Source organism: Mesorhizobium sp. M0296 (assembly GCF_040321675.1).
Lineage (GTDB): Bacteria > Pseudomonadota > Alphaproteobacteria > Rhizobiales > Rhizobiaceae > Mesorhizobium.
Genome location: NZ_JAMYRZ010000023.1, coordinates 65,767 through 78,817, shown reverse-complemented (window position 1 = coordinate 78,817; position 13,051 = coordinate 65,767). Strand labels below are relative to the sequence as shown.

The 13,051-nt window shown below is 59.4% G+C and carries 12 protein-coding genes; 8 read left to right on the top strand and 4 right to left on the bottom strand.

What is annotated here, in order from left to right; genetic code table 11:
• Positions 1 to 164 precede the first annotated feature (164 nt).
• The 4 genes from nifW to NKI97_RS21735 form a co-directional block, all read right to left on the bottom strand.
• Positions 165 to 545, bottom strand: a complete 381-nt coding sequence (gene nifW / locus NKI97_RS21750) for a nitrogenase stabilizing/protective protein NifW (protein WP_352483769.1) — start codon at positions 543 to 545, stop codon at positions 165 to 167.
• On the bottom strand, positions 542 to 943 hold the full coding sequence (locus tag NKI97_RS21745; RefSeq protein WP_352815530.1) for a homocitrate synthase/isopropylmalate synthase family protein: 402 nt from the start codon (positions 941 to 943) through the stop codon (positions 542 to 544). Before NKI97_RS21745 ends, nifW begins: the two co-directional genes overlap by 4 nt.
• Positions 940 to 2,157: a cysteine desulfurase NifS gene (gene nifS, locus NKI97_RS21740; RefSeq protein WP_352483767.1), complete on the bottom strand. Its 1,218-nt coding sequence runs from the start codon at positions 2,155 to 2,157 to the stop codon at positions 940 to 942. The genes NKI97_RS21745 and nifS overlap by 4 nt, the downstream gene beginning before the upstream one ends.
• A 460-nt stretch (positions 2,158 to 2,617) precedes the next feature.
• Complete coding sequence (locus tag NKI97_RS21735; protein WP_023678237.1) at positions 2,618 to 2,938, bottom strand: HesB/IscA family protein; 321 nt, start codon at positions 2,936 to 2,938, stop codon at positions 2,618 to 2,620.
• A gap of 724 nt (positions 2,939 to 3,662) precedes the next feature.
• Here NKI97_RS21735 and NKI97_RS21730 point away from each other — a divergent pair.
• The 8 genes from NKI97_RS21730 to NKI97_RS21695 all read left to right on the top strand — a co-directional run bounded on the left by NKI97_RS21730 (position 3,663) and on the right by NKI97_RS21695 (position 13,007).
• The gene (locus tag NKI97_RS21730; protein ID WP_352483766.1) at positions 3,663 to 4,730 is read left to right on the top strand and encodes a hemin-degrading factor; all 1,068 of its coding nucleotides are present in this window, start codon (positions 3,663 to 3,665) and stop codon (positions 4,728 to 4,730) included.
• An 894-nt stretch (positions 4,731 to 5,624) separates the two neighbouring features.
• Positions 5,625 to 6,842: a cytochrome P450 gene (locus NKI97_RS21725; RefSeq protein WP_352483765.1), complete on the top strand. Its 1,218-nt coding sequence runs from the start codon at positions 5,625 to 5,627 to the stop codon at positions 6,840 to 6,842.
• Positions 6,843 to 6,882: 40 nt separating this feature from the next.
• Entirely contained in the window at positions 6,883 to 7,110 is a 228-nt protein-coding gene (locus NKI97_RS21720) for a ferredoxin (protein ID WP_352483764.1), read from the top strand.
• A gap of 299 nt (positions 7,111 to 7,409) precedes the next feature.
• On the top strand, positions 7,410 to 8,054 hold the full coding sequence (locus tag NKI97_RS21715; protein WP_352483763.1) for a nitrogen fixation protein NifQ: 645 nt from the start codon (positions 7,410 to 7,412) through the stop codon (positions 8,052 to 8,054).
• Positions 8,055 to 8,215: 161 nt separating this feature from the next.
• Positions 8,216 to 8,356 carry a hypothetical protein gene (locus tag NKI97_RS21710; protein WP_352483762.1) on the top strand — a complete coding sequence of 47 codons (141 nt, stop codon included), beginning with the start codon at positions 8,216 to 8,218 and terminating at the stop codon, positions 8,354 to 8,356.
• A 777-nt stretch (positions 8,357 to 9,133) separates the two neighbouring features.
• Positions 9,134 to 10,348: an N-6 DNA methylase gene (locus tag NKI97_RS21705; RefSeq protein ID WP_352483761.1), complete on the top strand. Its 1,215-nt coding sequence runs from the start codon at positions 9,134 to 9,136 to the stop codon at positions 10,346 to 10,348.
• Entirely contained in the window at positions 10,345 to 12,090 is a 1,746-nt protein-coding gene (locus tag NKI97_RS21700; RefSeq protein ID WP_352483760.1) for a zinc ribbon domain-containing protein, read from the top strand. Before NKI97_RS21705 ends, NKI97_RS21700 begins: the two co-directional genes overlap by 4 nt.
• Positions 12,087 to 13,007: a hypothetical protein gene (locus NKI97_RS21695; protein ID WP_352836504.1), complete on the top strand. Its 921-nt coding sequence runs from the start codon at positions 12,087 to 12,089 to the stop codon at positions 13,005 to 13,007. Before NKI97_RS21700 ends, NKI97_RS21695 begins: the two co-directional genes overlap by 4 nt.
• Positions 13,008 to 13,051: the final 44 nt, after the last annotated feature.

Below are 13,051 nucleotides of genomic sequence, written 5' to 3'. Positions count from 1 at the left end.
CCGGATGCGGGCTTGGCGGTTATCTCCTTGGTGTGCATCATTCGTGCCAACTGTTTTGCGCTGCCCCCTATTCCTAGAACTTCGTTGGTTGCTTCTGAGGGCGCCGTGGTGATGACCGGATTTGTCGGCTTCTCGACATTGTCGCGTCGCAACCCGTGTCGCGGTCATTCCTGTCCGAACCGCTTCAGTACGGAGTCGAACGGGACAAAGGTGCGGCCCGGCGTGGCAGGTTTGTTCGGATCGTGGTCTTTGAGCACCTTGAAGACCCGATGCGTGAGCGGCGAGGAAATCGCGAAGTCCTCGTAAGCGCGTTCGAGCGTCGCGCGCACCCGCGCGGCAATCACCTGGTCGGGCAGACCGGAGAAATCTTCTTCGGCAAGGTATTGGCCCACGCGCTTCATGATATGGAGCCGCGAGACATTCAGCACCTTCGGGTCATAGGAGACGCCAAGGACTGCGAAGAACTCCTCCGCAGCCGACAGGCGCTTCAGTCGTGCGAGGATGTCGGTGATATCGATGGGGCGGCTGTCAGCGGAACAATTCATTGCATTCTCCCTGGTCGGAAAACTGTGGTGTCGGTGCGCTCGCGCACGGCTGACCTGGACCCGCACAGCTCCGCGAGGGATGCCTCGCGGCACATTCCATCGTAGAGCTCGACCAGTTGAGTTGCAGTGACGGTCGATTTGGTCTCGGCCGCCTCGCGCCGGACGCGGGCCACCATCGCGGCTGCCAGATCCGGGTCGAGATCGCGACCGCTTTCGCTCAGCACATGGGCAATCGCAGTGGCGCCGGAATGCTTGCCGATGACGATACGCCGGCAGCGGCCCACGAGAGCCGGATCGAGCCCTTGATAAGTACGCGAGTCCTTCGTGGTAAAGGCGACGCCGGGCGCCTGCTCGCCATCGCGCAAGGTCGTATCGTTAAGAAAGACATGACGGGTCATGAACGGCACCCTGTTCTGCTGCCGCTCAGGCATGTACCGGATTGAACGTCTTCGAAGCTTCGCTTACCCGGCCCAGAACTGGGAAAGCTACGCAGCTTCCCCACGATCCCCGGCATGACCTCGAGCACCCGGTCGACGTCCTCTTCGCCGTTGTCCCGCGCCAAGGAGAAGCGGACTGCCGCGTGTGGCGTTTTCATCGCGCTCAGGACATGGCTCGGTTCCAGCGAACCGGAGGTGCAGGCGGAGCCGGAGGAACACGCGATGCCCACGCGGCTGAGGAGAAGTGGAATTCCATCACTTTCGACATGTTCGAAGGAGATGTTTGCGGTGTTGGGCAACCGTTCCAGGGGATCACCAGTGACACAGGTGCTTGGGATGCGCTGGAGAATCCCGTCCTCTAAACGGTCGCGGAGCGACTTTACCCGTGTGGTCTCGTCGTCCATGAATTTCAAGGCGAGTTCGGCCGCCATGCCGAGCCCGACTATGCCGGGCGTATTCTCGGTGCCGGCACGCCGGTTGTGTTCTTGGTGGCCCCCCTTGATCAGCGAGTGGAAATTGACGCCACGTTTTACGAAAAGCGCGCCGATCCCTTTCGGCCCGTGCAGCTTGTGGCCGGAGAGCGACAGCATGTCGATTGCGGTCGACTTCAGGTCCATCGGAAGCTTGCCGACCGCCTGCACAGCATCGGTATGGAAAAGGGCGCCCACTTCCTTGGCCAACTCGGCAAGCCTGGCCACGGGGAAGATCACACCAGTCTCATTGTTCGCCCACATTATCGAGACGATTGCCACCTGTGGGGTGAGGGCGGCCATATAGGCGTCGAGGTCGAGCCGGCCACGGCAATCCACCGGGATCCTGTGCACCTTGACGCGGCGGGTCTTCTCAAGATGCGCGCAGAGCGTCAGCACGGCGGGATGCTCGACCGCGGACGTAACGATCTCGGTTCGGTTGGGCGCCGCCTCGAGCGCCGAAAGAAGCGCTGCATTGTCGCTTTCTGTCCCACCCGAGGTGAAGGTGATCTCATCGTCGAACTCCGCGCCGATCAGAGCTTGCAACTGCCTCCGCGCCTTTCTCACCGCCGCACTGACTGAGGCGCCAAGAGCGTGCGCCGACGAAGGGTTGCCGAATTGATCCCTAAAGAACGGCAACATCGCTTGCACGACCTCAGGATCGACCCGTGTGGTTGCGTTGTTGTCGAGGTAGACAGGTTTCATGTGCGATCCTCAGTTGACCGGAATGACGCGAGCGCGCGACCGCCTCATTGAGCCTCTGGCGTATGCCGTTGATGATGATGGGCCCGAACTGGCAGCCGGCGCGGACGCCCGAGAGTTTGACGTAGACCGGATCGGCGTCGACATGGCCAGTCCGCAGTCGCCGCCGTCAGCCCGCAGGTAAGGACGCCCGAACACGACAACGTTATCGATAAGCCGAATTTGGCGCAGCGGCGCGATTTGGCCGCCAGCAGCTTGGGTGCCACCAGGAACCGAACTGTTTCGGGAGGCGACGTTCTTTGCATCCTACCTGAAGCGATTGCCGGTCCCAAGATCGGCTTCGACCTTGCCTTGTTCTTGAGGACAGGGACATCTGTTGTGCCGGCCATATAAGCCTCCTCTGCCGCAAATGAGTCCGTCGGCGGCAAATCGCTTCATGGACCCGCACAGGCGCTTCAGGCGATCAACTGAAGGACTTGCCGCAGCCGCACTTCTCGCGCGCGTTGGGGTTATCGAAGACAAAGCCGGAAGATTCGAGCCCTGTGAGGAAGTCGACAGTCATGCCGGCGACATGCGGTTGGGAGCCCGCGTCCACGAACAGCTTGATCCCATCTGTCTCGGTGATCGCGTCGCCCTCGCGCGACACGCTCTCCAGGCCCATTAAGTATTTGAAGCCGGCGCAGCCGCCGGCCTGGACCATGATGCGAAAGCCTTCGGCCGGCTCGCTGGCGCGGGAAAGAGCAGTCTTGATGGCGGCAACAGCGTTGTCGGTGAGCGTAATCATGGCTCCATTCTCCTCAGTCCGGGACCTGCTTGCGCATCACGTTGCATGCACCGTGCCAAAGCGAAAAAATGTTTCAACACAGCGCGGCATCTCTGACCCTGCGGTGTTTCTTGTGAGTCCATTGCTGCGAAGGTGTCGGCCAACCGACACGTACTGTCGGGTTTGTCGGGTCCGCCACGCGGGATGTTGGGCCTGAGTGGTTGGCTGAACTCACATTAACCAATGACCATTACAGAACACTCCTTCTGAGCTTGCTTCGACGCAATTGGCACGGTTTTTGAAGCTCCACTGGCGAGGCGGCAAGAGACTGCCGATCCACAATCGTGTCGTGGGTGCCCTCGCGATCGATGCGGCGAAGCAAGGGAGCAACATGTCAGGACTGGGTCAGACACGCTTTGTTTGGCGAAGCAGCGCCGCCCGTGGCATCCGAATGACCGATTGGCCGATTGCGACAACACCCACAATCGCTCACCACCGCCCGGTGGCCACCGACCGGCTCGATGAGATTCCATCGGCATGTGCCTGCTCGTGTCACTCGGGTCTCGCCGGTCCGATAGCACCCCCGGTTTTCGCGCGGGTGCGACGACGTGCGCACGCTGTCCAGCGACACTTTGTTCACGGGCCAGCAGCAGATCAGGGTCGAGCATTACGGCGCGCCCGATCGGCTGAAGATTCACCGGCAGGGCAGCTGATCCTCACACGTAGGTGGAAGCAGGGGTAAGACATGGACCAGCGCGAGAAACCGTCGCCGGACGAAATCCGGCGGGCGTGCGAAGACAATCCGAAAATCCGGGAGCATGATCTCGCCGCTCGATTGGGCATTTCGGAAGCCGAATTGGTCGCGGCGCATTGTGGTCACGGCGCGGTGCGCATCGAGCCGCGCGTCGATGATCTGCTGACCGGCCTCGAGGCGGTCGGCGAGGTGATGGCGCTCACCCGTAATGAAAGTGCCGTGCACGAAAAGATCGGTGTCTACGACAAAGTGGTCACCGGCAACCAGCATGCCATGGTGCTCGGCGACGACATCGACCTGCGCATCTTCCCGAAAGCGTGGGCGTATGGCTTCGCCGTCGAGAAGCGCGAAGGAGCCGAGATCCGCCGCAGCCTGCAATTCTTTGATGCCACCGGCGAGGCGATGCACAAAGTACATCTCAGGCCCGCCTCGAACCTGCACGCCTATCAGAATCTGGTGGCAGAGCTCGTATCCTCCGACCAGGAGCCGATCATATCGGTCGAGGCGAGCGGGGCGCGCGATAACGCAGTGAGTCCAGACCAAGCCGCCACGGTCGACGACCTACGCGAGCACTGGAGCCGGCTGAGCGACGTGCATCAGTTCTACCATATGTTGAAGACACTGAAGCTCAGCCGCTGCCAGGCGATGCGTATGGCCGACGAGGATTACGCCTGGCTGCTCGACAATGATGCCGTTGGCGCCCTGTTCCAACAGGCGGCCGAAGACGAGATGCCGATCATGTGCTTTGTCGGCAATCGTGGTTGCATCCAGATCCATTCCGGCCCGATCAAGTCGGTCAAGCAGATCGGGCCGCGGATCAATGTGCTCGACGAGACCTTCCATCTGCATCTTAGGACCCATCACATCCGCGAGGTCTGGGCCGTGCGCAAGCCGACGAGGGACGGTCACGTCACGTCCATTGAAGCCTATGGCGCCGACGGCAACATGATCATCCAGTTCTTCGGCACGCGCAAGGAAGGCGAACGCGAGCGCAGCGACTGGCGGTTTCTGGCCGAGAGTCTGCCACGCGTTCCCGGTCCGACCGACAGGGATGTGTAGAGCCCGACAGGCCCTCGGATTGAACCGGCCGCCATAGGACTCGGCACCACGTTCCGACAGCGGCTCGCGAGGAGATATAGGTCCATGTGCGATAGAGCTTGCCGTCGTAGCGCATACGGACGGTCAGGTGTGCACGCCGGAATTGTCCGCATCGATACAGTCAAGCTCGTCGTCGGCCGGACCGCTGCGGACGAGTGCATCGCCGTCTAGCCGGAAATCCTTGCAGCGGCTGCGAGCGATACAACGCATACGCCATCAGCGCCGAACCGAAGCTCGGCTCGATCTTGTTGATAATTTCGATCATCGCACGCAAGCGCCGCCGGGTCCTGTCGGACCGCACCCGATCCTTGCGCGGGATCGCGTCGTTGCTCAATCCGGGCCGTGCGAACGATCTCCTCGCTAGTCGACCGGAAGGCAGTGCAGCAGCAGCCAGGCCGAACAGCCCGGTGTCGCGGACTCGACAAAACCGACCGTGGATGTCGGTTGTCGGACGTTGTCCCAAGAATGATGGACAGGTGATCATCAACTTAGCGGCGGCGGGCCCAGTGCAGGCTGGCATCGCTTGGTGCAGCGCCATGGGTAACGCCTATCCGGCACGCGACTTGCTTTGACAATTTGATCAGCAGGGCGTCAGCAGTGCGTCACGGAGCTCAGCGGTGATTGACCAGCCTCTCAACCCTAACTGGATAAGCGGCGGCTTTGCTTCATGACCGCAGCGCTGCGGAGATGCCCCTTCTGATTGACTTCGATCTCATCCGCGCTGGTGCAGGTGGGCTGTATCGGGCGACAGAATCTAGAAGGCGCCCGACAAGAGACGTACCCATGCCGGAATCGACTTTATGAACAGCGGTGCAATCTCAATCGAGCGATGAACGCCAATGTAGAGAAAGCAAAATGGCGACCAACCCCGTTCCAGATCATGTCCCGCCCGAAATGGTGAGGGACTTCAGCCTGTTTACGTCACCAGGGATGTCACCGACGCCCAACGGGGATCCGCAAGCAGCCGTCGCTTGCGTACATGCCGGGCCGCCGATCTTCTATTCGCCCTGCAACACGCGCGATGGGCGGGGTACCTGGGTCATCACTCGCGCCAGTGACCAGCGCCGGGTGCTGCAGGACGCCGAAACGTTTTCGAGCCATCGCAGCATCTTCGCGTCCGCGCTTGGCGAAAACTGGCCGATGATCCCGCTTGAACTGGATCCGCCTGCCCATGGCGTTTTTCGCACACTACTCAATCCGCTGCTTTCGCCAAAGCGGGTGATGGCTTTGGAACCGGCTGTCCGCGAACGGGCGGTCGAGCTGATCGAGAGGATCGCCGCGTCGGGCACAAGCTGCGACGTCATGAAGGATTTTGCATTTCCTTTCGCGGTGAGCATCTTCCTTCGCTTTCTGGGGCTGCCGGATGACCGACTCGACACATTTGTCGGCTGGGGGAAAGATCTGCTTCACGGTAACGATGTGAAACGCCCGGCGGCGGCCCGGACGATCGTGGCATTCATCGACGAACTTGCAGCCATGCGGCGCGAGGAGGCGGTTGACGATTTCATGACCTTTATCGTGCAGGCACAGGTCGAGGGCCGCCGGCTGACGGACACCCAAGTCCGCGGCATCGGCGTGCTTGTCTTCGTCGCTGGGCTCGACACGGTCGCAGCAGCTATAGGCTTTGACTTGGCCTATCTCGCGCGCAACCTCAAAGATCAGCAATTGCTTCGGAGCGAACCGGACCGGATCGTGCTCGCGGCCGAAGAATTGCTGCGCGTCTATCCGACCGTTCAGTTGATCCGCGTGGCAACGAAAGATATCGACTTCGAAGGCGCGCCGATCCGGAAGGGGGACTATGTTTCCTGCGCCACGATGATTGCCAATCGTGACCCGGCGGAATTCGAATGCCCCAACACGATCGATTTGGAGCGGGAGGACAACCGCCACGCCGCCTTTGGCTATGGTCCCCACCGTTGCCTTGGCTCACACCTTGCCCGGCGGGAGATTGTCGTTGGCCTGGAGGAGTGGCTGGCGCGCATCCCGGCTTTCAGGATCAAGCAGGGTACGGCACCCATAACCTCTGGCGGCCATGTATTCGGGATCGAAAATTTGATCCTGGACTGGTCCTAGGCCCGCCCCGAGACGGGGCACAGACAATGGAGGCAGCGTCATGCGCATCATCGTCCAAAATGCCAAATGCCAGGGTCACGCCCGATGCGCGGCGCAAGCGCCGGACATCTTCAAGCTTGATGGCGAGGGTTACATCCTGCCTGGTGACATTGAAGTTGCGGAAGGGGAGGAGCTGCCTGCATCGCGAGGCGCGCGATCCTGTCCTGAACGTGCGCTGGAACTCACCCGCGGACGCTTTGAATCGGACGTCATTCAACCGAGAGTCTAGCGGGCTTGAATGGGGTCGACCATGTGGCCGCACTGGAAAGGACGGCACGCGACCTCTGTCCCAGCACGGTCCACGTCCAACTCCGCGGGGGCATTTCCGGCGCCGAGGTGTTCCCCATGAGGCGCAAACGGCAGGGCGGGGTTCGCGAAACACCTCTTCCAATCACAGAATTTGCGACAGAGCCGATGGACCAGACGAAAATGACCGAACTACTCGACCGCGAGGCGATCCGCGACTGCCTCTACCCGAAGAACTGCCCGACCCATGTTGCGGCCGGCCGGGTCGCTGCATGACTTGATATGACAAACCAGGAGAACGGCACCATATTTGCCCAACATTATGCCCGGCTCAGCACCGGCCGATGGCCGCAGATCGAGCTGGAGAGGAGGTTCGACCAGCATGTGCTTGCCTGTGTGCTTTCACGTGCGCTCGAGGAGGGCGAGGCCGGCGAGGCGACGGTGACGGAGGCAACCGGCCTTTCGCGCGCCGAGCTGCACGATGTCCTGGCCCGCTGTTTCCCTGCTATTCCTATCAACGCGTTTGCCTTGGAAGAGGTGAGCGAGCCCGAGCCGGATCTGGAGGAAGAACTTCTGCGCGGACTGCTGCTGGCGCATGCCCGGCCGGGCGACCCGGCGAGCGCTCGCTTCGCCAAGATCATCGCCCGGCGTGCCATGCGCAATGACCATCTCTGGCAGGACCTTGGCCTTTTTAATCGAACCGACCTCGGCCGCCTGCTCGCCTCGCATTTTCCGACGCTGGCGGCCGGCAACACCCAAAACATGAAATGGAAGAAATACTTTTACCGCAAGCTCTGCGAGGCCGAAGGTTTTTCGCTGTGCAGCGCGCCCAGTTGCCGGGAATGCAATGATTTCGAAAGCTGCTTCGGCCCGGAGGAAGGCGAAAGCCGCCTCACACGGATCAAGGACGGCATCGCCTCGGATTGAGACCGCTTCGTAGATTGTACTGCGCCAGCGCTCGCGCCGCGCCATGTGTCTCTTGTCGAATGTCGACGGACACCTTCGGGGATTGAATGCTGTGCCTGCTGTCCGATTACTCGCCATGCTCGCTTCGGCGGGCGCCGTCATGATGGCGGTGCAGGATCGCCATGAATGCTGATGAGCAGGTGGCCTTCTTTGCAACCCGTGAAAATCAGCTCGCCGATCTCATGATGGAGCAGACGCAGCATCTGCAGGCCGTTCTCAGTCACATCAATCAAATCCGCCGGGGACAGGCAAATGCAGCGTAGACAATTCGTATTATGGCCGAAGCGCAGAATCTGTCCATCGATTCAAAATAGGCTGCGCATACCCAGAAATAGCGCCCGCGCTCGCACAGGATGTCGGCGCCATCGCCAGGGCCTCCGAGCGGCGCCTGCGGATGGACGTTGGTGTATTTCTCTAGCCGGAGAATGCCGGCGACAAGCCGCTCGGCTTGGGTCGGACCAGACCGCCACTCCCTAAGTGCTGTTTCCGTGCTGGAGATGCCCGAATCTTACCTTGGGATCGATGCAATTATCCAGAGGTGAATTGGGACGCCGTAGCGACGCGAGTGATGCAGATATTAGTCTGATCTGTCGATTAGACTCCCGGCTTTGTCGCAAGTCCACTCGATATCTCTGGGGCAGAGCAGCGGACTGTTTCCGAGAACCTGCGACTGCTGTTCGCAAAGAAGCGGTTGCCACCGCCAACTTATTGTAGACTCCATCTAGGAAGGCGGGAGGAAGGGCAACGCCGGCGGAACAGAGCCGGAGCGGTCTCACCGTCTGATTCGGGTGTGTGTGCAAGCCGGACAATGGCTTCCTACAGGAGTCATGCCCGCCTCTAGAGCAAACACCTTATCCAGAACCTCCAGGGGCATCGACGAAGTTCTCGGAACGAGGTGTTTGCACGACGAAGCCTGTGTTAGGAAGCTTCAGGGAAACGTCGACTTGCGCCAGCTTGCGTCCATCTCTGCCACGGATGCAGTGTCGGGATTGCGACGGAGTGAGCAGGCGATTCGTGCGCGGGTTGGTTTAGGCGATAGAATGCTTCAGGGGTTGGGAAAGAGAGGTGATCCGTTGGGACGGTTTTATACCGATCCCCTGATTGGACAAGCTTTTGTGAGCCTATTCGATCGCCGGCACGCGACTTCAATTCTAGACCTCGGTTCGGGGAGCGGTTCGCTGACCGTCGCCGCAGCGCAACGATGGGCGAGTGCTCGGATTCAGACCATCGACCTCGACCTCGATGCTGAGAAGTACATCCGACTTGGTATGGCTTCTGCCGGCCATCAAGCCCATGAGCACCTTGTCGCTGATGTACTCGATGAGGATCTTCCCGAAAAGGTCGGACAATCCCGCTTCGATCTGGCGGTATGCAACCCTCCCTATACGCGGGTTCGATGGCGCAAAGGGTTTGCGCGCATCCTCGCGGATGCAGGAATGGACCATCTGCACGCGGTCCCGCCGACGGCCCTTGGTTCCGATATCATGTTTGTCGCCCAGATCCTTCGCCTAGCAGAACCCGGAGCCGAGATTGGAGTAATTGTCCCGGACGGATTGGTCTCCGCTAGGCGATCACTCGCCGTCCGACAGGCGTTGCTCGAACGCCTCCGTGTCATGCGCATCGTTCAACTGCCGCGTGGCTCCTTCCGAGGTACTGAGGCTCAGGCTCACGTCATCGTCTTCCGGAACGAGCGAGGGCGAGGTGACCCGGTCGAAATCAGCAATATCGGCATCGACGGAATCTCTTCTCCGATCCTTGTACGGGCGGAGGATGCCGCATTCAGGATGGACTTTAGCTTCTACAAATCGACCAAGATTGTCAGGCGAGGCTTTACGCTCCGCGCAATCCAAGCAGAGATCGTCAGAGGCTCGCTTTCGTCAGCTGCGGCCCGCGCATGCGGCGAGCCGGTTTTTCACACAACCGGGTTTGATCAAACTTCGCCCTTCACATACCGTCTTTCTGGCCAGAGCCTCGGCGCGGATCGCCCTGGCAAACGCATTGCCGAGCCGGGCGACATTTTGCTGGCTAGGGTTGATCGCGAACTGCAGCGTAAGATTTGTGTCGTGGCACGAGGTCGGGCGCTCCTCACGGACTGCATATATCGCATTCGCGTACCGGCTACATGGCGCGACACTGTCGTTCGCAGCCTTTTGTCCGAGGGCGGTCAGGCGGCCCTTCTAGGAGTTTCACGAGGCGTTGGCGCGCGCATGTTGAATAGAGAGGATCTCTTGGATTTGGAGATCGAAGCTCAATGACCGGAACACCAGACGTGGACGATCAGGAATTTGATGAGACCTTAGATGATTCTTTCGAAGAGCGAGCCGACCACGTCGAGGAGAACGTCATCAAGTCAGGAACGGCAACAGGCGATCAATTCGACGAGATCGTGAGGGTCCTTTGCGCACGCGGTTTGGTGCTTCTCGTAGGTCCTCGCGGGTGCGGAAAAACCCACCTTATGCGATACGCTTGGCTCGAATGTGTCGAACACAAGGACCGACCTTTCAGCGTCTATACATCCTTGAACAGGTACCTGAGCCTCGAACCTCTTTCTAGAGCGCGGACCGATGCGAACGGACTATTCCATTCTTGGGTGCTCGCGCGAATCCTAGAGGGCGCTCAGGAAACCTTCAGGCGTGTCGGCGGCTCGTCCGACTACGATATCGGCACAGAGTTCGGCCTCGAAGCCGGGCGGCTTGCAAAGCTTGTGAAGGCTCTTGAGCGTAACTTCCAGCTCGATCCCGTCGACGAGATGGTACATCGCGAACTGTCCGTCGAAGCTGTCAAACGAGTCCTTGCGGACTTAGCTACGAGGAGTGGGCGGACGCGGACCGTGCTCCTGTTGGACGATGCGGCTCTCACCCTGTCGCCGGCATTCATGACGGAATTTCTGGACATTCTCCGGGTGATCAAGTCGCCTGAGATCGCCCCGAAATGCTCGATCTATCCCGGCACCACGGTGTTTGGAACCCGCTTCCACGCTGACCATGAGGGCAGAACCGTCTCGGCGTGGGCTGCGGTCGACAATGCAGGCTATGGCGCCATGATGCAGACGATTGCGGAGCGTCGCTACCCAGAAGGGCTCAGCGGGATTGCGCCCGAAGCGAGAACCCTTCTGCAATATGCCGCATTTGGTATTCCCCGAGCATACCTCACACTTCTCAGGTCGGTGCAGGCGGCCAAGCCGACGAAGTCGAGCATGGGATCGACGGTGACCAAGGTGATCCGCGCGCATCGCGACAATAGAATTCGCGAGTTTCGGTCTCTGGGAGAGAAGGTCGTAGAGCTCAAAACACTCATCCGCGTTGGCGAGAAGTTCTTCGACGGCGTCGTTGCGGCGATGACTGCTCGCAATGAAGAGCTCAAGGGCAAGCGTGAGAAGGCCACCGTACTAGGCATCGAGGCCAAGGAATTCGACCCCCTATCGAGCCGAATGGTGGATCTCCTAGCTGAAGCTGGTCTGCTTCACAGGGAAGAAGAAGTGTCGCATGGACGCGATCGGACGTATCGGCGCTTCACCCCGCACCTAGCCGCTCTGATCGCTGAGCGAGCGTTCTCGCCCGGTGAACGGGGTACATCACTCGGAAACATCGTCGAGTTCATCGCCCGGCCTAACGAAAAGCATCCGGTTCGGAGGAACTTCACGACGCTGTTCAGCGCTCAAGGTATCAACGAAACGCTCAAACTCGATCTCCCTCCCTGTCAAAATTGCCAGACCCCAAGGAATGCTGAGAAGCAGAAATTCTGCCAGAACTGCGGGAGCAAGCTCGTCGACGAGTTGATTTACAATCGCATTATGGCGATGGAGATCAACGGCGTTCCTGGCCTCACCGAATTCCTGATCGGAAAAATGGAAAGTGCCAACATCAAGACGGTTGGAGCGCTGCGAGCTCTACAGGACCCGGGTACCGAGCTCCGAAAGATCCATTCGATCGCCCAAGCACGTTCTGATCGAATTCTCACCAAGGTTGAGGACTACGTTGACGAGATGATGTCATGACGGCAATCGCGATCCGTCCCCTTGTCGAGGTCCAGCCCCTTCCTTCCATCGATACAACACAGCTCTTCAGACACACCAATGAACTGTGGAGCCCCATCGACAAATTCATTGCGAACACCAACGCCATCAACGTCATTTTGGCTGGCGCCACTGCAAACAGGGTTCCCTCACCGGAGCTGTGTTCCATCGTCCTGCTGGGATATCTTTCGGCAGTCGAGACCTATTTCAGAACATTGCTTAGTCGGCTTGCCCACATTGACGAACTGACTATGGAGGCACTTGGACAGAAACAGCTCCTGTTTTCGGTGGCAATGAAACGTCCCCGTGAGTCCCTTGCGGAAGCACTCTATGAAGACTCATTCGCCTCGGTGAAGGAACTTAAAGCGCGCCTGGGCGAGATCGGGATGACCAAGCTTCCGCCGGAGATCGACGCCGCGCTTGGAACCTACGAAAGCATCTGCCACGTCCGCCACTGTTGCGTGCACCGCTTCGGATACCTTGGCAATAAGAATGCCAACGACCTTGGTATGTCGAAACACCACCATCTCATTGGCGGTCTATTTTCCGCATCGACAGAAGATCTTGACAACATTGCTGATGCGCTACAAGTATTTGTGAAGACATGCAACAATCATATCTTTAAATTCGTGACTGATCGTACTGTTGCTGCGCAGATTGATTCAAGACAGGAATTCGAATGGGGTTGGAATTGGACCTGGAAATTCAAAACCGATAAAAAGCGGTTCAAGCCGTATTACGATCTATTTGCTCTTGTTGTCGGCCGTCCGTCGAGCGTGGCGATAAAGGACGCTTACATGCAATTCAGGGATTCTAACGCCGCGAAGGTAGCCGCAATGACTGGTCGACGTGATGCTTCTGGCCGTGCTGCTCGGCGTGAGGCCGAACGCGATGATTAGTACAAGTTGTCCATGGTGAGTTGGGCCGCCCTATTGTCGCAGTA